Raw genomic sequence first — 24,046 nt, forward strand, 5'->3', positions numbered from 1 at the left:
AGTTGCGTCATCGGACGGCCGCCCTGCGGTACGCCCAGGTCGCCAGGGCCAGCGAGGCCACCCCGACCGCGCCGCACACGGTGAGGTCCCCGAGGACGGACGCCCAGGCCGGGTCGGGGTCGAAGGTCCGGGCGAACGCCTCGACGCCGTAGGTGGACGGCAGCAGATCGCGCAGGAGTTGGACGCCCTCCGGCATCCGATGGGCCGGCAGGACCCCGAGCAGCAGCGCCGCCGACATGCCCAACTGCCCCAGCAGCGTGGCCAGTTCGGGCCGGGGCGCGAGCAGCCCGAGGGCGGCCCCGAGTCCGGAGAGCGCGGCCCCGGCGAGCGGGATCACCGCCGCCAGCACCCACAGGTGTCCCATCGGCAGCCCGAACAGCACGCTTCCGAAGACGGCGGTCACGACCGTCCCGGGCACGGTGAAGGACGCGTACGCCCCTGCCGCGCCCAGCACCACCGCGGCGGCCGGCGCCGGCAGCGTGGCGTAGTGGTCGAGCCCGCCGCTGCTCCGCAGTTGGCCGAAGTACTGCGCCAGCAGGTTCAGTCCGACGAAGGCGACGACCAGCACGGACGACCCGGCGACCACGGACCGCGCGTCACCGCCGCCGTCCACGACGCCGCGCATCATGACCATGATGCCGATCGACTGGAAGGTCGCCACGAACAGCAACGGGATCCGCGCGACCCGCGCGCGGGACAACTGCGCCCGGTACACGGCGGCGAGCGACGGCCACAGTCGCGCCCGCGGCCCGAGGGGGGCCTCGTCCCCGGCGCCGCCCGCCGCCGCCACGGGCCTGGGCAGAGCCTTCGCGGGTACGACACTCACGTCGTGCTGCTCCTCTTCACGTCTGCCGCCGCGTCTCCCCTGTGCGCGGCGCCCCTTCCACTCCCCCGAGGATCCGAGGATCCCGGCGCGCTCATGCCTTCACCAGCCCCTGCCCGCTGCCGCCGAGCGACAGATAGACATCCTCCAGGCTCGGCGTGGCCAGCGTGAAGTCGTCCAGCGCGGCGAAGGCGGCGCCCCCGGTGACGGCGGCGACGGTCGCCCGCGCCTCCTCGGGAGCCATCCGCAGCGACCAGCGGCGCCCGTGCTCGGCGGCGCGGTCGCGCAGCGCCGCGATCTCGGGCACCTCCAGCGGCGCGCGCTCGCGCCACACGAGTTCGACCCGCACCTCGCCCGCGACCCGCTCCTTGAGCCCGGCGGGGGTGTCGCAGGCGATGACGCGACCCCGGTCGAGGACGGCGACCCGGTCGAGGACGGTCTCCGCCTCGATGACGTTGTGGGTGACCAGCAGGACGGTCGTCCCGCGCTCGGCCCGGCGCCGGTCCACGGCGGCCCAGACGGCCCGCCGGGCGACGGGGTCCATCCCGGTGGTCGGCTCGTCCAGCACGAGCAGCGGTCGCTCCCCCACCAGCGCGGCGGCGAAGCAGGCGAGCCGGCGCTGGCCGCCGGAGAGCTTCTTGAGCGGCCGTGCGGCGATCGGCGCGAGCCCGAGTTCGTCGAGCACGGCGTCCCGTTCCTCGCGCGCCCGCCGCAGTTCGAGCCCGCGCAGCCGCCCGGTGGTCTCGGCCGCGAGCGAGACGGTCAGTTCGTCGAGGGCGGTGGACTCCTGCCCGAGGTAGGCGAGGATCCGCGCGGCCCGCTCGGGGTGGCGCACGATGTCGTGTCCGAGGATCTCGACGCTGCCGCGGTCGGGCCGCATCAGCCCGGTGAGCTGCCGTACGAGGGTGGACTTGCCGGCGCCGTTCGGCCCGAGCAGCCCGAAGATCTCACCGCGCCGGATGTCCAGCCGTACGTCGTCGGTGGCCCGTACCTCGGGCGTCCCGGGCGCGCCGCGCCGGCCCCGTACCGCCGGATAGGTCTTGGTCAGTCCGCGTACGCACACGACCTCGCGATGCTGCGGATTCGTCGGTGCGGGGCGCGTACTCACAAGGGACGAGGGTACGGGGTGCCGCGTGGTCGGCGGTTCCCGGGGCCGGGCGACGACGGGAACGTGACGGCAGGCCCTACTCGCCGACGGGCGCGTGCTCCGCGGCCGTGCGCTGGTCGATCTCCCGCCAGAAGCCCGCCCTGATCGCGTACCGGTCGTGCTCGTCGATCTGGTCGTCCTTGTGCGCGAGCAGCCCGAACCGGGCGGCGTAGCGCAGCAGTTCGCCGTCGATGCGGTGCGGGATGCGCGGGTACATGCCCGACAGCCTCGTCAGGTGCGGGGGGTCGGTGAGCCGCTCGATCCAGCGGCGCGCGAAGACCTGCCCGACCTCGTACGGATCACCGCCGACCGTGGTGATGTCCTCCTCGCGGTCGGCCCACCGCTGCTCGGCGCTCGTCAACTGGGCCAGCGTCGGCAGGAAGGCGGCCTCCGGCGACTCGGCCGTCGTGGGCCGGTCCACCCAGCCCTTGTCGGAGGACCAGCGCAGGGTCGCCCCGGCGGGCTGCTGCGCGGTCTGCGCGCCGGGGGCCCGCAGGGCGGCCAGGTCCTTCGGGGTCGGTACGCCCTTGGCCGCGGGCAGCCGCTCCTGCGTGCCGTTCTGCGCGGTGGCCGAGGCGGCGCCCTCCGGCTCCTCGGCGGGCCGTTCCGCGGTGGCCGTGAGGCCCCCCTCGGGCAGCGGGGCCGACAGGATCGCGGCGATCTCCGGGCGCGGTGCCGGCGGGGGTGCGCACACACCGCCCAGTTCCTTGGCCCGGACGGCTCTGGTGATCCAGACGCGGTCGAGCACCCGGCGCTCATCGGCCTCGGCGACCAGGTCCTCGGACTGGTTGTAGTCGCCGTCCGCGGCCTGGACGGCCCACAGATGGACGGCGACGCCGTGCTCCTTCGCGGCCATCATGCCGGGGAGCAGATCCCCGTCGCCGGTGACGAGCACGATGTCCGAACAGGCGCGGTTGCGGGCCAGTTCGGTCAGTTCGGCGTGCATGGCGGCGTCGACGCCCTTCTGTGCCCACCGCCCGTCGGTACGGGTCAGGGCGCCTAGGCGCACGGTCACTCGGGGCATCACGCGCAGCCTGCGGTGTTCGGGCTGGGGCAGCCGGTCAGGGGCGCCGTCGAACCAGTAGATACGCAGCAGGGGGCGCTGTGTCTCGGACTCGGCGCGCTCGCGCAGGGCCTGGATGAGGGCGGCGTGATCGACGGTGATGCGCGATCTGGAGGGCTCCCCGGCGAGCAGGCTGGCGGCGGCCCCTAGCAGATACCCGGCGTCCACCAGGACGATGCAGCGGTCCACGCGATCCACCCTCTTTCCGGGAGGTTTGCTTCGGGCTTGCTTCGAGTCTGCCCGACCACGGCGAGGTTAACGGCCCGAACTCGATCTTCGGCGTGGCGTATCGGGACAGATCGCCCCGACGAGCCTTGTCACGCACGGTAATTGTCCGACATGCGCCTGTTGTCGGCTTGTGTGAATCTGGTCCCGGCCCTGGCCCCAAGACCCCACACAGGAGGCATCACCATGGCCAAGAACAAGAACCGCAAGCAGTCCGCCTCGCAGAGCCGCTCCTCGCAGAGCGAGAGGAGCCAGGAGCAGGCCGAGAGGTCCGCGCCGGAGGGGCACCAGCCCTCGATCACGCAGCCGGGCGGTTCGTCGGATGTCTCCCGTAAGCAGGGGAAGCGCTTCGGCCACAACTGAGGCCCGGACACGGGCGCGTGACGCGTCAGCGGGGCGCCGGTCCCCGGACACACGCGGGGGCGCACCCGTAACGGGTGCGCCCCTCACGCGCGTTGCCGCTCCCGGAGATCACCCGGCGGGCGAGCTCCGGGCGTTCACCCCGCCAGGCAGGACGGGCCGAGCAGGACCTTGAGGTCGCCGTAGAGCGCGGGGTCCGGCTTCACCCGGTGCCGGTCCAGCCGCAGGACGGTCGTCCTGCTCGGGCCCTGGAGCTTGATCCGTACTTCGCTGTCGCCCTTGTGCTGGCTGAGAATCTCGCCGAGGCGGCTCACCATCGGCGGGGTGACCTTCATGGCCGGGATGGTGAGCACGACGGGCGCGTTGGTGCCCGCGGTCGACAGGTCCGGGACCATCAGCTCCATCGCGACGAGCCGCGGGACGTCCTCGCGCTTGTCGAGGCGGCCCTTGACGAACACCACGGCGTCCTCGACGAGTTGGGTGGACACCAGTTGGTAGGTCGCCGGGAAGAACATGCACTCGATGGAACCGGCCAGGTCCTCCACGGTGGCGATCGCCCACGCGTTGCCCTGCTTGGTCATCTTGCGCTGCAGGCCCGAGATGATGCCGCCGATGGTCACGACCGCGCCGTCCGCGTGCTCGCCGCCGGTGAGCTGCGAGATGCCCGCGTCGGCCTTGTCGGACAGCACGTGCTCCAGGCCGAAGAGCGGATGGTCGGAGACGTAGAGGCCGAGCATCTCCCGCTCCTGGGCGAGCAGATACGTCTTGTCCCACTCCTCGTCGGTGAAGACGACGTCAAGACCGAAGCCGGGCTCGTCGTTCTGCTCGTCGCCCATGCCGCCGAAGAGGTCGAACTGGCCCTCGGCCTCCTTGCGCTTGACCGCGACCACGTTGTCGATCATCGGCTCGTACTGCGCGGTCAGCCCCTTGCGGGTGTGGCCCATGGTGTCGAAGGCACCGGCCTTGATCAGCGACTCCGTGGTGCGCTTGTTGCAGACCACCGCCTCGACCTTGTCGAGGTAGTCCGGGAAGGACGTGTACCGTCCCTTGGCCTTGCGGCACTTGATGATCGACTCGACGACGTTGGTGCCGACGTTACGGACGGCGGAGAGGCCGAAGAGGATCACGTCGTCGCCCTGGGCGGCGAAGTTCTGCTCGGACTCGTTGACGTTCGGCGGAAGCACCTTGATGCCCATGCGGCGGCACTCGTTGAGGTAGACGGCCGACTTGTCCTTGTCGTCCTTGACCGAGGTCAGCAGACCGGCCATGTACTCGGCGGGGTGGTTGGCCTTCAGATAGGCGGTCCAGTACGAGACCAGTCCGTACGCGGCGGAGTGCGCCTTGTTGAAGGCGTACCCGGCGAACGGGACCAGCACGTCCCAAAGGGCCTGGATCGCCTCGTCGCTGAAGCCCTTGCCGCGCGCGCCGGACTGGAAGATGGTGAAGTTCTTCGCCAGTTCCTCGGGCTTCTTCTTGCCCATCACACGCCGCAGCACGTCGGCCTCGCCGAGCGTGTAGCCCGCGATGATCTGGGCGGCCTTCTGCACCTGCTCCTGGTAGACGATCAGGCCGTAGGTGACGTCCAGGACCTCCTTGAGCGGCTCCTCCAGCTCCGGGTGGATCGGCGTGATCTCCTGCTGGCCGTTCTTGCGCAGCGCGTAGTTCGTGTGGGAGTTCATGCCCATCGGGCCCGGCCGGTACAGGGCCGACACGGCGGAGATGTCCTCGAAGTTGTCGGGCTTCATCAGCCGCAGCAGCGAGCGCATGGGGCCGCCGTCGAACTGGAAGACGCCGAGCGTGTCACCGCGCTGGAGCAGGTCGAAGGTCTTCGGATCGTCCAGCGGGAGGCTGAGGAGATCGATGTCGATCCCCTTGTTGGACTTCACCATCTTGACGGCGTCGTCCATGATCGTCAGGTTGCGCAGGCCGAGGAAGTCCATCTTCAGCAGGCCGAGCGACTCACAGCTCGGGTAGTCCCACTGGGTGATGGTGACGCCGTCGGTGTGCCGGACCCAGACCGGCACATGATCGGTGATCGTCTCGCTGGACATGATCACGCCGGCCGCGTGCACGCCCATCTGCCGCACCAGGCCCTCGACGCCCTTGGCGGTGTCGATGACCTTCTTCACGTCCGGCTCGTTCTCGTACATCCCGCGCACCTCGCCCGCCTCCGAGTAGCGCGGGTGATTCGGGTCGGTGATGCCGGACAGCGGGATGCCCTTGCCGAGGACGTCGGCGGGCATGGCCTTGGTGATGCGGTCGCCCATCGCGTACGGGTAGCCCAGTACGCGCGCGGAGTCCTTGATCGCGTTCTTGGCCTTGATGGTGCCGTACGTGCCGATCATGGCGACCTTGTCGGCGCCGTACTTCTCCGTCACGTACCGGATGACCTCGACGCGCCGACGCTCGTCGAAGTCGATGTCGACGTCGGGCATCGAGATGCGCTCGGGGTTGAGGAACCGCTCGAAGATCAGACCGTGCGGGATCGGGTCGAGGTCGGTGATGCCCATGGCGTAGGCGACGATCGAGCCCGCCGCGGAGCCTCGGCCGGGGCCCACCGCGATGCCGTTGTTCTTGGCCCACATGATGAAGTCGGCGACCACGAGGAAGTAGCCCGGGAAGCCCATCGAGATGATGACGTCCATCTCGTAGTCCGCCTGCTTCTGGCGGTCCTCGGGGATGCCGCCCGGGAAGCGGCGCTCCATGCCGCGGCGGACCTCCTCCTTGAACCAGGTGACCTCGGTGTAGCCCTCGGGGATGTCGAACTTGGGCATGAGGTCGCGCTTCTCGAACATGCCCGTGGTGTCGATCTGCTCGGCCACCAGGAGGGTGTTGCGGCAGCCCTCCTGCCAGGCGTCCGAGGAGTCGATGGCGTACATCTCGTCCGTGGACTTCAGGTAGTAGCCGGTGCCGTCGAACTTGAAGCGGTCCGGGTCGGAGAGGTTCTTGCCGGTCTGGATGCACAGCAGGGCGTCGTGGGCCCCGGCCTCGTGGGCGTAGGTGTAGTGCGAGTCGTTCGTGACCAGCGGGGGGATGCCGAGCTTCTTGCCGATCTCCAGCAGGCCGTCGCGGACCCGGTGCTCGATGTCGATGCCGTGGTCCATCAGCTCCAGGAAGTAGCGGCCCTTGCCGAAGATGTCCTGGTAGTCGGCGGCGGCCTTCAGCGCCTCGTCGAACTGGCCGAGGCGCAACCGGGTCTGCACCTCGCCGGAGGGGCAGCCGGTGGAGGCGATGAGCCCCTCGGACCACTGGGCGATGGTCTCCTTGTCCATCCGGGGCCACTTCTGGAGCCAGCCCTCGGCGTACGCGTCCGAGGAGAGCCGGAAGAGGTTGTGCAGCCCCGTCTTGTCCGCGGCCCAGATCGTTTTATGCGTGTATCCACCCGAACCCGAGATGTCGTCCCGCTTCTGATGCGGCTGGCCCCACCGGATCTTGCGCTTGTTGCGCCGCGACTCGGGGGCGACGTACGCCTCGATACCGACGATCGGGGTGATCCCGGCCTTCTTCGCGGAGTGGAAGAAGTCGTACGCGCCATGGAGGTTGCCGTGGTCGGACATGGCGATGTGTGTCATGCCCATCTCATTGCAGGCATTGAACATGTCCTTCAGCCGCGCGGCACCGTCCAGCAGCGAGTACTGGGTGTGGACGTGCAGGTGCGTGAACGGCGGCTTTGACACGGCTGGAGCCTCCAGGTAGGTCAGGCACAGGACGGGGTCGGGCGCCGCGCGGGCGTACCTCGACGGGGGTCCCGCGGGCTGCGGGCAGCCAGAGGGGACAGCCCCGAAGTCTATGCCGACGCGAGTGGTCCGATGCGAAGACCGTGACGGTTGTGGTCGGATCGGCGGTGGGATCGAGGGGACCCGCCGCCCGTGACTCGTACGCCTTCGTACGTGTCTTCGTCCGCCTTCGTACGCGTCTTCGTCCGCCGGACACGCGCCCCGTCCCCCGTGTCCGCGCGCCGGGGTCCGGGGCACTCGCGCGTACCGTCGTCCGTTGGAAGGGGGCGGAAGATCGTTCCGATCGTCACGCACCACCCGTATCCGATCGTCACAGCACCACCGCATCTGGAGGCAGAGCGATGTCGGTTCCGCAGCGCAGCGCCGGGCAACGCGGCGAGGAGATCCGCGCCGTCCTCGACACCGCCTTCGGTGAGCTGCTCGCCACCGACCCCGCCGCGGGCGGCGCGCGGCTCCGCAGGATGGCGGCCTCGCCCCTCGCGTTCTACCGGGGCACGGCCTGCCTCTTCTACCACGACCTCGACGCCGAGAAGCGCGGCGGCCCCTACCTGGACGACCGCACCTCGCGCGTGTGGATCCACGGCGACCTGCACACGGAGAGTTTCGGCAGCGGTCTGGACGCCACGGGCCGCCTGGTGTTCGGCGCGACCTCCTTCGACGAGGCGTACGTCGGCCCCTTCACCTGGGACCTGAAGCGGTTCGCCGCCTCGCTGGCCCTGCTCGGGTACGCGAAGGCGCTCGGCGACGAGCGGATCGGCGGCCTGGTCGAGGCCTACGCGACGGCCTACCGCGAACGGGTCCATGCCATGGCGACGGGCGCCAAGAGCGACGAGGTGCCGCCCTTCACGCTGGACACCGCCCAGGGGCCGCTGCTGGACACGCTGCGCGTGGCCCGCACGCTGACCCGCTCCTCCCTCCTGGACGCGCTGACCGAGGTCCGCGACGAGCGCCGCTTCACCGCGGACGCCGACTCCATCGAGCTGGACGCGGCCACGCGCTACAAGGTCCTCGCGGCCTTCGACGGCTATCTGGAGACGCTCCCGGACGCGTCGCTCGCGCGCCCGGAGTCCTACCGCGTGAAGGACGTCGTCGGCCGCCGCGGCCTCGGCCCGGCGGGGCTCCCCTCGTACGACATCCTGCTGGAGGGCGACAGCGACGCCCTGGAGCACGACGTGGTGATCTCCATCCGGCAGGCCGCCACCCCGGCGGTCTCCCGGCACATCACGGACCCGGCGATCCGCGGCCACTTCTCGCACGAGGGCCACCGCACGGTCACCGCCCGGCGCGCCCTCCAGACGCACCCCGACCCGTGGCTCGGCTGGACCGAACTGGACGGCGCGGGCCGGGTGGTCACGGAGGTCTCGCCCTACCGCGTGGACCTCGACTGGAGCGACCTCGACGACCCCGAGGAGATCGCGTCGGTGGTCGCCGACCTGGGCCGGGCCACCGCGGCTCTGCACGCGGCGGCCGACGACCGTTCCGGCGATTCACCGGTGCCCTTCTCCACGGAGCGGGCCATCGACGCCGCGATCGCCGCCGACGAGGCCGGCTTCGCGGGCCGACTGGTGGACTTCGCGCACGCGTACGCGGCACAGGTGCGCGAGGACCACCAGCTCTTCGTCGACCTGGTCCGGGGCGGCCGTATCCCCGGTCTGTGACCCGCCGCACCGGATCACTTCCCCCCCCGGCCACAACATCACTTCCCCACGACCACAACGCTCCCGTAACACATAGCGACCCTTTAGGGGGCTCTTACGGCGGCACGTGGGACACTCGTGCCGCTATGGACATCTCCGGGATCCAGCTCAGAGCCGTGCGCGCGGCGCTGTTCACGACCGTGGTCGTGACGCTCAGCACCGCGTCGCACGTGCTGCTGTCCGAGGTCCCGTTGCCGCTGGGGACGGTGGCCGCGGTCGCCACCGCCGTCTTCGTCGTCGCGTACGCGCTGGCCGGCCGCGAGCGCGGCTTCGGCCGCATCGCCGCCCTGCTGATCCCGCTGGAGCTGGCCGCCGACACGGTGTTCACCACGGGCCAGCACACCTGCTACGGCAGCGCGGGCGGCCCGGTCACGGGCCCGCTGCGCTCGGTCGGCCTGGACCTCCTGTGCAGCGGCAGAAGCGTGGGCACCCCGTTCGCCACCAGCCCCGGCACCGACCGCGTCGCCGCGCTGCTCGCGGACGCCGACCCGGCCACCGCCTGGCTGCTGCTCGCCGCCCATGTGGGCGTGGGGCTCCTCGCGACCGCCTGGCTGCGCCGGGGCGAGCGGGCGCTGGCCCAACTGCTGCGCGCGGCGGCGGCAGCAGCCTCGTCGACGGTCCGGCCGCTGCTGGTCGCCTTCGCGGCGGTGACGGTACGGCTGCTCGCCCCGGTCCGCCGGATGCCGCGTCCCGCGTACCGCGTCGCCGTCGTCCGCCCCCGTCTGTTCGCACACTCCCTGGGACTGCGGGGTCCGCCGTCCTCGGTCGCCTGCTTCTGAGGCACCGAGCACCGGACATCCCCCTGCGTACCCGTACGCAGCAACCCCCACTTCCCGCGCACCCCTGTGCGCGCGTCCCCATGGAGATCATCATGAGCAAGCGGAACACCCAGGCGGCGAAGACGGCGGCCCGTGAGCGGCTGCGCCTGGAGCGCGAGCGGCAGGCCAAGCGCGACAAGGTCAAGCGCCAGCTCGTCGTCGCCGGGGGCGTCGTCGCCGTCCTGGCCGTCGCGGGCGGCATCGGCTACGCCGTGGTGCAGAACAGCAAGCCCGGCTACTGGGAGAGCGTGAAGGACCAGAAGCTCGTCAAGCCGGCCAACACCACCGGCAAGGACGGCACCACGGTCGTCATCGGCAAGGACGAGGCCAAGAAGACCCTGGCGATCTACGAGGACCCGCGCTGCCCGATCTGCGCCCACCTCGAGCAAGCCGTCGGTCCGACCATGAAGAAGGACATCGACGACGGCAAGTACAAGGTCCAGTTCATAGGCGCCTCGTTCATCGACAACGCCTCCAACGGCGAGGGCTCCAAGAACGCGCTCAGCTCCCTGGGTGCCGCGCTGAACGTGAGCCCCGAGGCCTTCCTCGACTACAAGGCCGCGCTCTACTCGACCAAGTGGCACCCCGAGGAGACCGACGACAAGTTCAAGGACGACTCCTACCTGCTCAAGATCGCGAACACCGTGCCCGCCCTCAAGGGCAACGCCTCGTTCGAGAAGGCCGTGAAGGGCGGCACCTTCGACCGGTGGGCGCTGGAGATGTCCAAGAAGTTCGACAAGAGCGGGGTGCAGGGCACACCGACCCTGAAGATGGACGGCAAGACGCTGACGGGCGGGGACGGGCAGAACACGCCGATGACCGTGGCCGAGTTCAACACGGCGATCGAGAAGGCACTCAAGGGCTGACCGTCGCCGTACGGGGCTGAGCGGTCCCACAGTCGAAGAGCGGGCGAACTCCTCCGGTTCGCCCGCTCTTCTCTTCGTCTCTTCGCCTGTTACAGGCTCCTCTTCGTCCGTTACAGGCTCTCGAGGAAGCCGAGTGCCACCCTCCACGTGGCCTCGGCCGCCTCCTCGTCGTAGTCCGGCAGATCGGGGTCGGTGTAGAGGTGGCCGGCGCCCGCGTACCGGTAGACCTCGACGTCCGCGCCCGCCCTGCCCATCTGGAGGTACCAGGCGCTCAGCCAGTCGTCCGTCTCGAAGGGGTCCGGCTCGGCGACGTGCAGTTGCACCGGCAGGCCGTCCACCGAGGCGTTCGCCGCGATGTCCGAGGTGCCGTGCAGCAGCAGGAGTCCGCGCGCCTTGTCGTCACCGAGTGCCAGCGTCTGCGCGGTGGCGGCACCGAACGAGAACCCGGCGTAGACCAGCCCTCGCTCCGAGTACGGCGCCGCCGCCAGGACGGCGCGCTTGAGCAGCTCGTCCTTGCCGATCCCGTCCTTGAAGGCCATGCCCTCCTCGACCGTCTCGAAGGTGTGGCCCTCGAACAGGTCGGGGGTCCACACCTCGTGCCCGGCGGCACGGAGCCGGTCGGCGGCGGCCCGGACGGCAGGCCGCAGTCCGTACGTCGAGTGGAAGAGCATGATGTTCATGAGGCCATGGTGCCAGCCCGGCGGGACGCTCGGGACGCTCGGTGCGGTCAGTGCCCGCGTTCCGCCCCGCCGTTGACCTGGATCACCTGCGCGGTGATGTGCCCGGCGCCGGGGGACGCCAGCCAGTGCAGGGTCCGGGCGATGTCGCCGGGCGTCCCGGCGCGGCCGGTGGACGTCTCCGCGATGCGCTGCTCGCGCCGCGCCGGGTCCATCGGACCGCCGAAGAACTCGGTGTCCTCGACATAGCCGGGCGCGACCGCGTTCACCGTGATGCCGCGCGGCCCCAACTCCCGCGCCAGCGCGAAGACATACGGGTGCAACGCGGCCTTGGCCGCGCCGTACGCCGCGCTGCCGGAGCCGCGGTAGGCCGCGATCGAGCTGAGGAAGAGCACGCGCCCGCCGGGGCAGGCGAGCCGCTCCCGCAGCGCCTGGGTGAGCAGGACCGAGGTCAGCACGTTCTGCCGGAAGGCGAGGGACCACGCGTGCGCGACGGCTTCGAGCGGGTCCTCGGTCGCGGCCTGGGGCTCCAGCCGTCCGCTGCCGCCCGCGTTGTTGACGAGGACGTCCACGGTGCCCAGCTCCTGGGCCACGAACCGGGCGAGCCCGCCCACGGCGTGCGGATCGCTCAGATCGGCCGCGTAGGAGAGCGAGCCCGGCACCGAGGCCTTCTCCAGCACCTCCGCCCGCCGCCCGACCAGCAGGACCTGGTCCCCGTCCGCGGCGAAGGCCCGCGCCGCCGCGAGCCCGATGCCCGTACCGCCGCCACTGATCACCACATTGCGCGCCACGAGGCGATCGTACTGAGGAGTCCCGGCCGGACGGCCGCATTCGCCCGCCCCCGGAGCGGTCTCGGGGCGTCGCGGACGCGGTGTCAGCGCAGGCTGCGTACGTCCAGATGGCGCAGTACCCGGTCGACGACCTCCGGGTCGGCCCCCGGCTCGCTGCGCGCCGCCAGTACCTCGTGCCGTGCCGCGCTCAGCATCTCCTGCTGGATCCCGCGCAGCCGCTTCACGCGCCGGGCGCGCTGCTCGTACGCCTCCCGCCGTTCCTCCTCGCCCAGGTCGGGGCTGATGCGCACACCGATGTCGAAGGCCCGCCGCACCAGTTGCTCGGTCAGCTCCTCCGGCAGCTCCTCGACCTCCTCGATCTCCCTGAGCCGGTGCCTCGCCGCCTTGGCCGCGCGGATCGCCAGCGTCCGTTCGAACTCCTTCTCGCTCTCCGTGTCGCCCCGTACCCCGAGCAGCTTCACCAGCCAGGGCAGGGTGAGCCCCTGGAGGACGAGCGTCGACATGATCACCCCGAACGCGATGAAGACGATCTCGTCGCGGTCCGGGAAGGGCGACCCGTCGTTCGTCGTCAGGGGAATGGCCAGGACCAGCGCCACCGACGCCACGCCCCGCATCCCCGACCACCACATCACGACGGACTCGCGCCAGGTCATCGGGATGTCCTCGTCGTAGTCCCGGCGGGCGTGCAGCCGTTTGGTCAGCCAGGTTGCCGGCAGCAGCCACAGCAGCCGTACGAGCACCACGACGGCGACCACCGCGGCGGCCCAGCCGAGCATCTCGCCCCAGCGCCCGGCCGCGGTGCGGGTCGCGTTGTGCAGCTCCAGCCCGATCAGCCCGAACGCGACGCCGGTGACCAGGGTGTCCACCACGTCCCAGAACGTGTGCCCGGCGAGCCGCATCATCACGTCGTCCGGGTCGGAGGCGTACTCCGCCAGGAACAGCGCGGTGACCAGCACGGACAGCACACCGGAACCGTGCAGCGCCTCGGCCAGGACGTACGACGCGTACGGCAGCAGGAGCGTCAGGCTGATCTGCAGGGTGGCGTCGCCGAGCAGGTCGAGGAGCCGGTTGGCGGCCCAGCCGAGGGCCAGCCCGATGGCGAGGGCGACCAGCGCGGAGAGCGCCAGTTCGAGCGCGGCGTGCGGCAGGGAGAACGTCCCGCTCGCGACGGCGGCGATCGCCACGTGGTACAGCACGATCGCCGTCACGTCGTTGAACAGGCCCTCGCCCGCCAGGATCGACACCAGGCGCCGGGGCAGCCCGAGTTGGCCCGCGACGGCGGTCGCGGCGACCGGGTCGGGCGGCGCGACCAGCGCGCCGAGCGTGATCGCCGCCGCGACCGGCAGCCCCGGCACGATCGTGTGCGCGACGGCGGCCACGCACACGGTGGTGACGAACACCAGGGCCACGGCCAGCAGGAAGATCGGACGCCGGTTGGCCGCGAACTGCCGCCATGAGGTCCGGCGCACCGCGGCGTACAGCAGCGGCGGCAGCAGCGCGGGCAGGATCAGCTCGGGCGGGATGTTGACGTTCGGGACGAACCGCATCAGCGCGAGCGCCATCCCGAGCAGGGTCATCAGTACCGGTGCCGGTAACCCGAGCCGGTCCCCGACCGGGACGCTCACCACGGCCCCGAGCAGCATCAGAAGCAACAGCGCCAACTGAGCCACGGCCAGCTCCGCGAGGTCGGACGATCACACGAGGGAGCTCAAGACTGCCACGTCACCCCGCCCCACCGGCCTTTTGGCGCCCCAGGGCCGGTAGGGAGTTGCCCGCCGCATATACGGCGGCTTACCGCCAGCTCTCCTCGCGCACCGTGTCCAGCGCCTTCTGCAGGTCGGCAGGGTAGGCGCTCTCGAACTCGACCCACCGCCCGTCCCCCGGATGCTCGAAGCCGAGCCGGACGGCATGCAACCACTGGCGGGTCAGGCCGAGCCGCTTGGCGAGCGTCGGGTCGGCGCCGTACGTCAGGTCGCCGACGCAGGGGTGGCGGTGCGCGGACATGTGGACGCGGATCTGGTGGGTGCGGCCGGTCTCCAGCTTGACGTCGAGCAGGGAGGCCGAGCGGAACGCCTCGATCAGGTCGTAGTGCGTGACGGAGGGCTTGCCCTCGGCCGTGACCGCCCACTTGTAGTCGTGGTTCGGGTGGCGTCCGATGGGCGCGTCGATGGTGCCGCTGGTCGGGTCGGGGTGGCCCTGGACGAGCGTGTGGTACCGCTTGTCGACCGTGCGCTCCTTGAACTGGCGCTTGAGCGACGTGTACGCGTACTCCGACTTGGCCACGACCATCAGGCCGGACGTGCCCACGTCGAGGCGGTGCACGATGCCCTGGCGCTCGGCGGCGCCGGAGGTCGAGATGCGGTACCCGGCGGCGGCGAGACCGCCGATCACGGTGGGGCCGGACCAGCCGGGCGACGGGTGCGCGGCGACGCCGACGGGCTTGACGATCACGACCACGTCATCGTCGTCGTGCACGATCTCCATGCCCTCGACGGGCTCGGCGACCACCTGCACCGGCGCGGGCGCCTGCGGCATCTCCACCTCGAGCCAGGCGCCGCCGTGCACGCGCTCGGACTTGCCGACCGCCGTGCCGTCGACCAGCACCTTGCCCGCCGCGGCCAGCTCGGCCGCCTTCGTACGGGAGAAGCCGAACATGCGGGAGATGGCGGCGTCGACGCGCTCGCCCTCCAGGCCGTCGGGCACGGGCAGGGTACGGATCTCGGGAAGCGTGCTCACCCGTCGAGTATGCCGGACGGCGCCGGCACCCCGGACAGGGGCTGTGGACAACCGGTGCTCAGTCCTTGTGGACGGTGCCGTCGGGGTCCCGGCCGAGGAAGGACAGCAGCACGATCAGGATGCCGCCGCAGACGATCGCCGAGTCGCCGAGGTTGAAGACGGCGAAGTGCTTGGGCGAGATGAAGTCGACGACCGCGCCCTTGAAGAGGCCCGGCGCGCGGAAGATCCGGTCGGTGAGGTTGCCCAGCGCGCCGCCGAGCAGCAGGCCGAGCGCGATCGCCCAGGGCAGGCTGTAGAGCTTGCGCGCGAGCCGGATGATCACGACGATCACCGTGGCCGCGATCAGCGTGAAGATCACGGTGAACGCCTCGCCGATGCTGAAGGCGGCTCCCGCGTTGCGGATCACCTCGAGGCGCAGCCAGTCGCCGATGACCTGGACCGGCGCGTGATGCTCCAGCTTCGCGACCACGATCAGCTTGCTGGCCAGGTCGAGCGCGTAGGCGACGGCGGCGACGGCGAACAGGACGACGATCCGCCGCTTGCCCCGGCCCTCGGCGGAACCGGACACCGCCTGCGCCATGCCGAGGGCCTCGGCCGAGGCCGCCTCGACGGTCGCCGCGGCGGAGTCCGAGCGGGGTCGTTCACCGGACTGCTCCGGCCCGGCCCCTGCCGCGTCTGGGGTATCCGGCGTACCGATCATGCGCTCCGCCTCTGCCACGTGAGTCCCTCAACCTAGGTGCCTGACTGTGGACGAGACTACGACACCGGCTCGCCCGGCCATGCCGCCAGGCGGGACTCGTCAGTGGCGTTCCTGCTTCTGCTTGCACTCGACGCACAGCGTGGCGCGCGGGAAGGCCTGCATCCGGGCCTTCCCGATGGGGCTGCCGCAGTTCTCGCACAGACCGTAGGTACCGGCGTCGAGGCGCTCCAGGGCGCGCTCGGTCTGGTCGAGCATCTCGCGCGCGTTGGCGGCGAGGGCCAGCTCGTGCTCGCGCGTGATGTTCTTGGTACCGGCGTCGGCCTGGTCGTCACCGGCACCGTCCCCGGAGTCGCGCATGAGGCCGACCAGCGCCTGCTCGGAGGCCTCGATCTCGGCGCGCAGCCGGAGCGCGTCGCCCTGCAGCTCGGCTCGCGCGTCGGTCACCTCCTCGGGGGTCCACGGGGTCTCACCGGGGCGCACCGCGAGTTCGCCGGGCTCCACCGACCGTGCCTTGGGGACCGCGGTGGCCGTGCCAGGAGTCTTCTTCGCAACCACTGTCGTGGCTCCCGTCTGCTGGGCGGCCTCGACCGCACCCGCCTTCTTCTTCGCCGCGCTCTTGCCGCCCTTGGCGACGGCCTTCTTCGCCGCGCTCTTGCCGCCCTTGGCGACGGCCTTCTTCGCCACCGCGTCCTTGGCGTCGACCTTCTTCGCCGCCTCCTTCGTGACCGTCTTCCTCGTGACCGTCTTCTTCACCGCCGTCTTCCCGGCGACGGGCTTCTTCGCCCCTGTGTCCTCGGCGCCGGCCTTCTTCGCCGCCGCCTCCTTCGTGACCGTCTTCTTCACCGCTGCCTTCCCGGCGGCGGTCTTCTTCGCCGTCGCCTTCTCGGCCGCGGCGCCTGTCGCCGCTGCCTTCTTGCCGACCCTCTTCCCGCCGACCGCCTCCTTGCCGACCGCCTTCTCGGCAGCCGCCTTCTCACCCGCCGCCTTCTTGGCTGGGGCCTTCTTGGCGGGGGCCGCAGGTCCGGCCGCCTCCTTGGCGACCGCCTTCTCGGCCGGGCCCGCAGATCCGGCCGCCTTCGAGGCCGCCGCCTTCTTCGTCGCGGGCCGTGCCGCCGCCTTCTTCCGCGCGGCACCCGATGCCTCCATGGCCGCCGCCTCCCTGGCCGGAGCCTGCTCGGCCGCCGCCGGGCTCCGCCCGCGCACGGCCCCGGCGACAGCCGTTCCGTTCACCTCTGTGGGCCCGGCTGCCCCGTGTGCGGTCGTGCCGGTGGGCGCACGCGTGGCCGCCGCGCCGCCGGATCCACCCGGCGGTCGCTGTACGGCGGTCTTCTTCGCCACCATGGCCGCGGCCCCTTGGCTTCTGTGATCAGCTTCCGTGATCTCGGCTTCCGTGGTCTCGCGCGCAGATCGTGCTGGGACGATAAATCGACTTCTGGCCCGCGGCAACGGGGCACGCTCACGAGGCGCCCGTCGCACGCGGGCCGCGCGCCGAGCCTCCATCCGTTGTGCCCAGCTCTCCGGCCGGTAATCCGCCGGGCCCGACATCCCGGCGTCCGGGACGACCCGCGCCTGGCCATTCGGGTCACCGCGCACGCCGCGGCGCCCCCGGTCACGGGGCGGACGAAATCCGGTCGGCCGCTGTCCGTGGGGCGCCGTACACTGGGCGGAGCGAACAGCGTGGATGGGGACGAGTAGCGGCGTACGCAGCCATGAGCGATCCGGGGACGGTGGAAGCCCGGAGGCCCGCGCGACGTGAAGATCACCCCGGAGCCGCCGGAAGAACGCCTTGGGTCCGCCCAGGGCCGGTAGAACCGGTATCGCGACCCCAATGAGGGGGCTCATCGATGCGTACGGCGCACCGAGGAGCCAAGGAGGGTGGTACCGCGGGAGCGCGCCGCACACGGCGTACGCAGGATTCACGGAATCCGGGCTCTCGTCCCTCCGACGGAAGGCAGCACGTCCGCCGGAGGAAGATCAATGACGCAGTACCGCCAGGTGCCCGCCCAGGTCGACCTGCCCGCACTCGAGCACGCCGTGCTCGACTTCTGGCGCGAGCAGAAGATCTTTGCCAAGACCCTGGAGCAGTCCGAGGGCCGCCCTGAATGGGTGTTCTACGAAGGCCCGCCCACCGCCAACGGCATGCCGGGCGCCCACCACATCGAGGCCCGCGTCTTCAAGGACGTCTTCCCGCGCTTCCGCACCATGCGCGGCTACCACGTGGCCCGCAAGGCCGGATGGGACTGCCACGGCCTGCCCGTGGAGCTGGCCGTCGAGAAGGAGCTGGGCTTCTCCGGCAAGCAGGACATCGAGGCGTACGGCATCGCCGAGTTCAACGCCAAGTGCCGCGAGTCGGTCACCCGCCACACCGACGCCTTCGCCGAGCTGACGACCCGCATGGGCTACTGGGTCGACCTGGACGACGCGTACCGCACCATGGACCCGGAGTACGTCGAGTCGGTCTGGTGGTCGCTGAAGGAGATCTTCTCCAAGGGCCTGCTGGTCCAGGACCACCGCGTCGCCCCCTGGTGCCCGCGCTGCGGCACCGGCCTCTCCGACCACGAGCTGGCGCAGGGCTACGAGACGGTCGTCGACCCGTCGGTCTACGTCCGCTTCCCGCTGACCTCAGGACCGCTCGCGGGCGAGGCCGCGCTCCTGGTGTGGACGACCACCCCTTGGACCCTGGTCTCCAACACGGCGGTCGCCGCGCACCCCGAGGTCACCTACGTCGTCGCCACCGACGGCACGGAGCAGGTCGTCGTCGCCGAGCCGCTGCTCGCCAAGGCGCTCGGCGAGGGCTGGGAGCCCACCGGACAGACCTTCACCGGCACCGAGATGGAGCGCTGGACGTACCGACGCCCCTTCGAGCTGGTCGAGTTCAGCGAGCCCGCCCACTACGTGGTCAACGCCGAGTACGTGACCACCGAGGACGGTACGGGCCTGGTCCACCAGTCCCCCGCCTTCGGTGAGGACGACCTCAGGGTCTGCCGCTCCTACGGCCTGCCCGTGGTCAACCCGGTCCGCCCCGACGGCACCTTCGAGGAGGACCTGCCGCTGGTCGGCGGCGTCTTCTTCAAGAAGGCCGACGAACAGCTCACCGAGGACCTGAAGCAGCGCGGCCTCCTCTTCCGCCACCTGCCGTACGAGCACAGCTACCCGCACTGCTGGCGCTGCCACACCGCGCTGCTCTACTACGCCCAGCCCTCCTGGTACATCCGTACGACGGCCGTCAAGGACCGTCTGATCCAGGAGAACGAGAAGACCAACTGGTTCCCGGACACGGTCAAGCACGGCCGGTTCGGTGACTGGCTGAACAACAACATCGACTGGGCGCTGTCCCGCAACCGCTACTGGGGCACCCCGCTGCCCATCTGGCGCTGCGCGGAGGACCACCTCACCTGCGTCGGCTCCCGCGCGGAGCTGACCGAGCTGTCCGGCACGGACCAGTCGGGCCTGGACCCGCACCGGCCGTACATCGACGAGGTCACCTTCGCCTGCCCGCACGAGGGCTGCGGCGCGACGGCCACGCGCGTGCCGGAGGTCATCGACGCCTGGTACGACTCGGGTTCGATGCCGTTCGCGCAGTGGGGCTACCCGTACAAGAACAAGGAGCTGTTCGAGAGCCGGTACCCGGCGCAGTTCATCTCCGAGGCGATCGACCAGACCCGCGGCTGGTTCTACACGCTGATGGCCGTCGGCACCCTGGTCTTCGACAAGTCCTCGTACGAGAACGTGGTCTGCCTCGGCCACATCCTCGCCGAGGACGGCCGCAAGATGTCCAAGCACCTAGGCAACATCCTCCAGCCGATCCCGTTGATGGACCAGCACGGCGCCGACGCGGTCCGCTGGTTCATGGCGGCGGGCGGTTCCCCCTGGGCGGCCCGGCGCGTGGGCCACGGCACCATCCAGGAGGTCGTCCGCAAGACGCTCCTGACGTACTGGAACACGGTCGCCTTCCAGGCGCTGTACGCCCGGACGGCGAACTGGGCGCCGAGCGAGGCCGACCCGGCCCCGGCCGACCGCCCGGTCCTCGACCGCTGGCTGCTGTCGGAACTCCACGCGCTCACCGACCAGGTGACGCGGTCCCTGGAGGGATACGACACCCAGCGCGCCGGCAAGCTCCTGTCCGCGTTCGTCGACGACCTGTCGAACTGGTACGTCCGCCGCTCGCGGCGCCGCTTCTGGCAGGGCGACAAGGCGGCGCTGCGCACGCTGCACGAGGTGCTGGAGACGGTCACCAAGCTGATGGCGCCGCTGACCCCGTTCGTCACCGAGCGGGTGTGGCAGGACCTCGTGGTGCCGGTGACCCCGGGCGCCCCGGAGTCGGTGCACCTGTCGTCCTGGCCCGAGGCGGACCTGTCCGCGATCGACCCGGAGCTGTCGAAGCAGATGGTGCTGGTGCGCCGTCTCGTCGAACTGGGCCGTGCCACGCGCGCGGAGTCGGGCGTCAAGACGCGTCAGCCGCTGTCCCGCGCGCTGGTCGCGGTGAGCGGCTTCGAGTCGCTGGACCCGGCGCTGCACACGCAGATCACGGAGGAGCTGAACGTCGAGGCGCTCGCCTCGCTGAGCGAGGTCGGCGGCTCGCTGGTCGACACGACGGCGAAGGCGAACTTCCGTGCGCTGGGCAAGCGTTTCGGCAAGCGCGTCCAGGACGTCGCCAAGGCCATCGCGGGCGCGGACGCGGCGGCCCTGTCCCTGGCCCTGCGCGAGGGCACGGCGTCGGTGGAGGTCGACGGCGAGACCGTCACCCTCGCCCCCGACGAGGTGATCATCACGGAGACCCCGCGCGAGGGCTGGTCGGTGGCGTCCGACTCCGGCGCGACGGTCGCTCTCGACCTGGAGATCACCGAGGAGTTGCGGCAGGCGGGCCTCGCGCGTGACGCGATCCGGCTGATCCAGGAGGCGCGCAAGAACAGCGGCCTGGACGTCGCCGACCGGATCGCGCTCCGCTGGACCGCGACGGACCCGGCGGTCATCGCGGCCCTGACCGAGCACTCCGGTCTGATCGCCGACGAGGTCCTGGCCACGGACTTCGCCCAGGGCGAGGCGGACGGGAGCTACGGCACCCCGTTCACCGACGAGCCCCTGAGCCTGACGTTCCGCCTGCGCAAGGCATAACGGCGGCCGCGAAGGCCCGGATCCGCCAACTTCCTTGGTGACTCCGGGCCTTCGGCGTTGCGGCAGGGGGACACAGGTGCGGTGTGCCGAGACAAGGGCGGGGCCCCGGATCGAGAATCCGGGGCCCCGCCCTGAATGCTGCCGCTGTCTACGGCGCCTGTACGACCGTCAGTTGTCGTCCTCGTCGATGAGGAACCCGCGCATCGGCGAGGGCGCCTGGCCCATCGGCGACGGGCCCTGCGGACGCACCGGCGCCATCGGCTGGGTCATCGCCGGGGACATCTGCTGCTGACCGCCGAAGGACGGAGCAGAGGGAGCCGGAGGACCACCCATCGACTGGTTGCCGCCGTACGACGGGCCACTCGCGCCCGCCGGAGCCATCGACGGCGCCGACGGCGCGGGCAGCGAGGCCGCGGCCGGGGTGCGCGGCGGAGCCAGCGAGTCGTCGGCCTGGGTCTCCAACTGACGGAGCTGCGACTCCAGGTACGACTTCAGCCGCGTGCGGTACTCGCGCTCGAAGCCGCGCAGGTCCTCGACCTTGCGCTCCAGCGTGGCGCGCGCGGACTCCAGAGAACCCATCGCGACGCGGTGCTTCTCCTGCGCGTCCCGCTCCAGCGCGTCGGCCTTGGCACGGGCGTCGCGCTCCAGACCCTCGGCGCGGCTGCGGGCCTCACCGACGATCTTGTTGGCCTCGGAACGGGCCTCGGCGATCGCCTGGTCGGCGGTCTGCTGAGCCAGCGACAGGACACGCGCGGCGCTGTCGCCACCGGGACCCTGACCGGGCATGCCCGGACCACCGGGACCTCCCGGACCGCCCATCGGGCCACCGCCCATGGGACCGGGGCCGCCCATGGGGCCACCCATCTGCTGCTGCATCGGAGGCTGGCCGCCCATCGGCCCCTGCCCCATGGACCCTTGGCCCATCGCCCCCTGGCCCATGGGTCCTTGACCCATCGGACCCTGTCCCATCGGACCCTGGCCCATCGGACCGGGACCCTGGGGACCACCCTGACCGCCGCCGGGGCCGGCAGGCAGCTGCGGGGCACCGCTCGGCAGCTGGGGCGGACCACCCATGGGGCCACCCATCTGCTGCTGCGGCGGGCCCGATATCCCAGCGGGCACCGGAGCCCCCGGACCTCGCATGCCCTGCGGTGGCTGCGGCGGCTGCTGTTGCTGCTGCTGCTGGTCCTGCTGGCCCTCCGGGGGCTTGCGCATGTTCTGCTGGTTCTGCGCCGCGGCACGCGTGGCGGCGGCCAGCTTGGCGCGCAGATCCTCGTTCTCCCTGAGGAGACGAGTCAGTTCGGCTTCGACCTCATCGAGGAAGGCATCGACCTCGTCCTCGTCATAGCCTTCTCGGAGGCGGACGGTCGTGAACTGCTTGTTCCGCACGTCCTCGGGGGTCAACGGCATCTCTTCACCTCAACGTAGTCATCGGCAGTCGGCAAGACCGTATCGTCCACAGTCACCTCGCGAGGTTGCCCACGATGGAGATCAGGATGTAGACGATGATCATCAGTACGAAGAAGGACAGGTCGAGCGCCACGCCTCCGAGACGCAGCGGCGGGATGAACCGCCGCAGAAGCTTCAGCGGTGGATCCGTGACGGTGTAGGTGGCCTCCAGAATGACCACCATCGCCTTGCCGGGTTGCCATGAGCGGGCGAACTGGAAGACGTAGTCCATGACCAGCCGGAAAATCAGCACGACGAGGAAGCACATCAGCGCGATGTAGACAACCTCCAGGAACACGCTCATGATCCGTGCTTCCCTCTCCCCTGTTCCCGTGCGGCTTTCCGATTGTGCGTCTCAGCTCTGGTTGAAGAACCCGCCCTCTGCGATGCGGGCCTTGTCCTCCGCCGTGACATCGACGTTAGCAGGCGACAACAGGAACACCTTCTGCGTCACCCGCTCGATACTTCCATGCAGGCCGAAGACCAAACCTGCCGCAAAGTCGACAAGTCGCTTCGCGTCCGTGTCGTCCATCTCCGTCAGATTCATGATCACCGGAGTGCCCTCACGGAAGTGTTCCCCGATGGTACGGGCCTCGTTGTAGGTCCGCGGGTGAAGCGTGGTGATCCGGTAGGGCTCTCGCTCGGACACGACCTTGGGCATGATCACCGGGGCGCTCTTCTCCAGGCTCTGGCGTTCTTGTGTGATGGATGCCACGGGGGCGATGCGGGCCGGACGCCCCGATTCCGCGGCCGGCGAAGCCGAATGGGACACCGGATCGCGCTGCGCCGGCGGCTGAACCACTCGCACCGATTCGTCCCGTTGGGGCTGAAGTGCCTGATGCGACGGCTCATGCCGCCTGCGGTCCCGCTCCGGCTCCGGGTCGAGTTCGGGCTCGAAGTCGTCGTCGGGGTCGAACCCCCGGCCGTCGTACCCATCGTCCTCCACGAGGCCGAGGTAGACCGCCATCTTGCGCATCGCGCCGGCCATTTCCTGAGTCCTCCGCTCTGTGGTGGATCGACTGACGACTGCCAAGTGCCCGCGATCCACGTGGTCGTCATGCCCGCCGATCGGCGGAATTGACCATATTTTCTGCTGTGGTCCGACTTCTTGGCGACGTTACCCGAGCCTCGGGCGGACTCCGAGTACCGCAGTACCGACGCGCACATGTGTCGCCCCGGCCGCCACGGCCTGCTCGAGGTCCGCACTCATCCCTGCCGACACCATGGTTGCAGTCGGATGGGTTCGGCGCAGGTCGGTCGACAAAACCATCAACCGCTCGAATGCTGCCTGTTGACGCCCCGCATACTCTCCTATGAGCGGCGCGACGGTCATCAGACCGTCCAGCCGCAAGCCCGGAGCGTTCGCGATGAGGTCGCCCAACTCTTCGATTCCAGAAGGCGCGACGCCACCGCGCTCGCCCCGTTCGTTCGCCCCCGCGTCCAGTGCCACCTGGATCAGGCAGCCCAGTTCGCGCCCGGCCCGCACGGCCTCCTTCGACAGCGCCGTGACCAGTCGGGAACGATCCACGGACTGCACGAGATCGGCATAACCGACCACGGAGCGCACCTTGTTGGTCTGCAACTGACCGACGAAGTGCCAAGTGAGGGGCAGATCCGAGCACTCGGCCGCCTTGGGTGCCGCGTCCTGGTCGCGGTTCTCCGCGACGTGCCGTACGCCGAGTTCGGAGAGAAGACGCACATCACTGGCGGGGTAGGTCTTGGTGACCACGATGAGGGTCACCTCGTCCCGCGCGCGGCCGACGGCCCGGCACGCGGCCGCGATACGGTCCTCCACCTGCGCCAGATTCGCGGCGAGTTGAGTCTTACGGTCCGTCATGTCCC

The 24,046-nt window shown here is 70.6% G+C and carries 19 protein-coding genes; 5 read left to right on the plus strand and 14 right to left on the minus strand.

Translation table 11 applies throughout. The features are described 5' to 3' along the window. Nucleotides 1-7: 7 nt before the first annotated feature. The 3 genes from NGF19_RS03005 to NGF19_RS03015 all read right to left on the minus strand — a co-directional run bounded on the left by NGF19_RS03005 (nucleotide 8) and on the right by NGF19_RS03015 (nucleotide 3,222). Nucleotides 8-826 (minus strand): ABC transporter permease, encoded by an 819-nt coding sequence (locus NGF19_RS03005; RefSeq protein WP_308288441.1) that lies wholly within the window; start codon nucleotides 824-826, stop codon nucleotides 8-10. 91 nt (nucleotides 827-917) lie between these two features. Beyond that, complete coding sequence (locus tag NGF19_RS03010) at nucleotides 918-1,931, minus strand: ABC transporter ATP-binding protein (protein ID WP_252421941.1); 1,014 nt, start codon at nucleotides 1,929-1,931, stop codon at nucleotides 918-920. A gap of 76 nt (nucleotides 1,932-2,007) precedes the next feature. After that, entirely contained in the window at nucleotides 2,008-3,222 is a 1,215-nt protein-coding gene (locus tag NGF19_RS03015; protein ID WP_252421943.1) for an NYN domain-containing protein, read from the minus strand. A gap of 222 nt (nucleotides 3,223-3,444) precedes the next feature. Between NGF19_RS03015 and NGF19_RS03020 the strand changes: the two genes are divergently transcribed. Then, nucleotides 3,445-3,621, plus strand: coding sequence for a hypothetical protein (locus tag NGF19_RS03020; protein WP_252421945.1), 177 nt, complete (start codon nucleotides 3,445-3,447; stop codon nucleotides 3,619-3,621). Nucleotides 3,622-3,755: 134 nt separating this feature from the next. On the opposite strand, the gene dnaE is transcribed toward NGF19_RS03020, so the two are convergent. Beyond that, entirely contained in the window at nucleotides 3,756-7,295 is a 3,540-nt protein-coding gene (gene dnaE, locus NGF19_RS03025) for a DNA polymerase III subunit alpha (protein WP_252421947.1), read from the minus strand. A gap of 401 nt (nucleotides 7,296-7,696) precedes the next feature. Here dnaE and NGF19_RS03030 point away from each other — a divergent pair, with 401 nt between their 5' ends. The 3 genes from NGF19_RS03030 to NGF19_RS03040 all read left to right on the plus strand — a co-directional run bounded on the left by NGF19_RS03030 (nucleotide 7,697) and on the right by NGF19_RS03040 (nucleotide 10,736). Next, entirely contained in the window at nucleotides 7,697-9,013 is a 1,317-nt protein-coding gene (locus tag NGF19_RS03030; RefSeq protein WP_252421949.1) for a DUF2252 domain-containing protein, read from the plus strand. Between the two features lie 125 nt (nucleotides 9,014-9,138). Beyond that, the gene (locus NGF19_RS03035) at nucleotides 9,139-9,831 is read left to right on the plus strand and encodes a hypothetical protein (protein WP_252421951.1); all 693 of its coding nucleotides are present in this window, start codon (nucleotides 9,139-9,141) and stop codon (nucleotides 9,829-9,831) included. Between the two features lie 92 nt (nucleotides 9,832-9,923). Then, nucleotides 9,924-10,736: a thioredoxin domain-containing protein gene (locus NGF19_RS03040; RefSeq protein WP_252421952.1), complete on the plus strand. Its 813-nt coding sequence runs from the start codon at nucleotides 9,924-9,926 to the stop codon at nucleotides 10,734-10,736. A 110-nt stretch (nucleotides 10,737-10,846) separates the two neighbouring features. Here the strand turns inward: NGF19_RS03040 and NGF19_RS03045 are convergent, their stop codons facing one another. The 6 genes from NGF19_RS03045 to NGF19_RS03070 all read right to left on the minus strand — a co-directional run bounded on the left by NGF19_RS03045 (nucleotide 10,847) and on the right by NGF19_RS03070 (nucleotide 16,981). Beyond that, entirely contained in the window at nucleotides 10,847-11,416 is a 570-nt protein-coding gene (locus NGF19_RS03045; RefSeq protein WP_252421953.1) for a dienelactone hydrolase family protein, read from the minus strand. Between the two features lie 47 nt (nucleotides 11,417-11,463). Next, the gene (locus tag NGF19_RS03050) at nucleotides 11,464-12,204 is read right to left on the minus strand and encodes an SDR family NAD(P)-dependent oxidoreductase (RefSeq protein ID WP_252421954.1); all 741 of its coding nucleotides are present in this window, start codon (nucleotides 12,202-12,204) and stop codon (nucleotides 11,464-11,466) included. 83 nt (nucleotides 12,205-12,287) lie between these two features. Further along, a complete protein-coding gene (locus tag NGF19_RS03055; RefSeq protein WP_252421955.1) occupies nucleotides 12,288-13,874 on the minus strand; it encodes a Na+/H+ antiporter in 1,587 nt (528 codons plus the stop codon). A gap of 121 nt (nucleotides 13,875-13,995) precedes the next feature. Beyond that, the gene (locus NGF19_RS03060) at nucleotides 13,996-14,940 is read right to left on the minus strand and encodes an RluA family pseudouridine synthase (RefSeq protein WP_252421956.1); all 945 of its coding nucleotides are present in this window, start codon (nucleotides 14,938-14,940) and stop codon (nucleotides 13,996-13,998) included. A gap of 58 nt (nucleotides 14,941-14,998) precedes the next feature. Beyond that, nucleotides 14,999-15,658 (minus strand): signal peptidase II, encoded by a 660-nt coding sequence (gene lspA / locus NGF19_RS03065; protein WP_252421957.1) that lies wholly within the window; start codon nucleotides 15,656-15,658, stop codon nucleotides 14,999-15,001. Between the two features lie 81 nt (nucleotides 15,659-15,739). Then, complete coding sequence (locus NGF19_RS03070) at nucleotides 15,740-16,981, minus strand: TraR/DksA family transcriptional regulator (RefSeq protein WP_252421958.1); 1,242 nt, start codon at nucleotides 16,979-16,981, stop codon at nucleotides 15,740-15,742. Nucleotides 16,982-17,617: 636 nt separating this feature from the next. Here NGF19_RS03070 and ileS point away from each other — a divergent pair. Further along, nucleotides 17,618-20,755 (plus strand): isoleucine--tRNA ligase, encoded by a 3,138-nt coding sequence (ileS, locus tag NGF19_RS03075; protein ID WP_252421959.1) that lies wholly within the window; start codon nucleotides 17,618-17,620, stop codon nucleotides 20,753-20,755. Between the two features lie 168 nt (nucleotides 20,756-20,923). On the opposite strand, the gene NGF19_RS03080 is transcribed toward ileS, so the two are convergent. The 4 genes from NGF19_RS03080 to NGF19_RS03095 all read right to left on the minus strand — a co-directional run bounded on the left by NGF19_RS03080 (nucleotide 20,924) and on the right by NGF19_RS03095 (nucleotide 24,041). Continuing rightward, complete coding sequence (locus NGF19_RS03080; protein WP_252421961.1) at nucleotides 20,924-22,165, minus strand: DivIVA domain-containing protein; 1,242 nt, start codon at nucleotides 22,163-22,165, stop codon at nucleotides 20,924-20,926. Between the two features lie 52 nt (nucleotides 22,166-22,217). After that, nucleotides 22,218-22,508, minus strand: a complete 291-nt coding sequence (locus tag NGF19_RS03085; protein WP_252421963.1) for a YggT family protein — start codon at nucleotides 22,506-22,508, stop codon at nucleotides 22,218-22,220. Nucleotides 22,509-22,559: 51 nt separating this feature from the next. Beyond that, on the minus strand, nucleotides 22,560-23,192 hold the full coding sequence (locus tag NGF19_RS03090; protein ID WP_252421965.1) for a cell division protein SepF: 633 nt from the start codon (nucleotides 23,190-23,192) through the stop codon (nucleotides 22,560-22,562). Nucleotides 23,193-23,321: 129 nt separating this feature from the next. Then, a complete protein-coding gene (locus NGF19_RS03095; protein WP_252421967.1) occupies nucleotides 23,322-24,041 on the minus strand; it encodes a YggS family pyridoxal phosphate-dependent enzyme in 720 nt (239 codons plus the stop codon). Nucleotides 24,042-24,046: the final 5 nt, after the last annotated feature.

The sequence above is a fragment of the Streptomyces macrolidinus genome, assembly GCF_023887685.1.
In the GTDB taxonomy this organism is placed as follows: Bacteria; Actinomycetota; Actinomycetes; order Streptomycetales; family Streptomycetaceae; genus Streptomyces; species Streptomyces macrolidinus.

What these genes read in the sequence shown, in the direction of transcription:
- NGF19_RS03030 (WP_252421949.1), top strand. Translation starts at nt 7,697, where the DNA reads ATGTCGGTTCCGCAGCGCAGCGCCGGGCAACGCGGCGAGGAGATCCGC.
- NGF19_RS03085 (WP_252421963.1), bottom strand. Translation starts at nt 22,508, where the DNA reads ATGAGCGTGTTCCTGGAGGTTGTCTACATCGCGCTGATGTGCTTCCTC.
- NGF19_RS03045 (WP_252421953.1), bottom strand. Translation starts at nt 11,416, where the DNA reads ATGAACATCATGCTCTTCCACTCGACGTACGGACTGCGGCCTGCCGTC.
- NGF19_RS03035 (WP_252421951.1), top strand. Translation starts at nt 9,139, where the DNA reads ATGGACATCTCCGGGATCCAGCTCAGAGCCGTGCGCGCGGCGCTGTTC.
- NGF19_RS03040 (WP_252421952.1), top strand. Translation starts at nt 9,924, where the DNA reads ATGAGCAAGCGGAACACCCAGGCGGCGAAGACGGCGGCCCGTGAGCGG.
- NGF19_RS03020 (WP_252421945.1), top strand. Translation starts at nt 3,445, where the DNA reads ATGGCCAAGAACAAGAACCGCAAGCAGTCCGCCTCGCAGAGCCGCTCC.
- ileS (WP_252421959.1), top strand. Translation starts at nt 17,618, where the DNA reads ATGACGCAGTACCGCCAGGTGCCCGCCCAGGTCGACCTGCCCGCACTC.
- NGF19_RS03090 (WP_252421965.1), bottom strand. Translation starts at nt 23,192, where the DNA reads ATGGCCGGCGCGATGCGCAAGATGGCGGTCTACCTCGGCCTCGTGGAG.
- NGF19_RS03095 (WP_252421967.1), bottom strand. Translation starts at nt 24,041, where the DNA reads ATGACGGACCGTAAGACTCAACTCGCCGCGAATCTGGCGCAGGTGGAG.
- NGF19_RS03080 (WP_252421961.1), bottom strand. Translation starts at nt 22,165, where the DNA reads ATGCCGTTGACCCCCGAGGACGTGCGGAACAAGCAGTTCACGACCGTC.
- NGF19_RS03070 (WP_252421958.1), bottom strand. Translation starts at nt 16,981, where the DNA reads ATGGTGGCGAAGAAGACCGCCGTACAGCGACCGCCGGGTGGATCCGGC.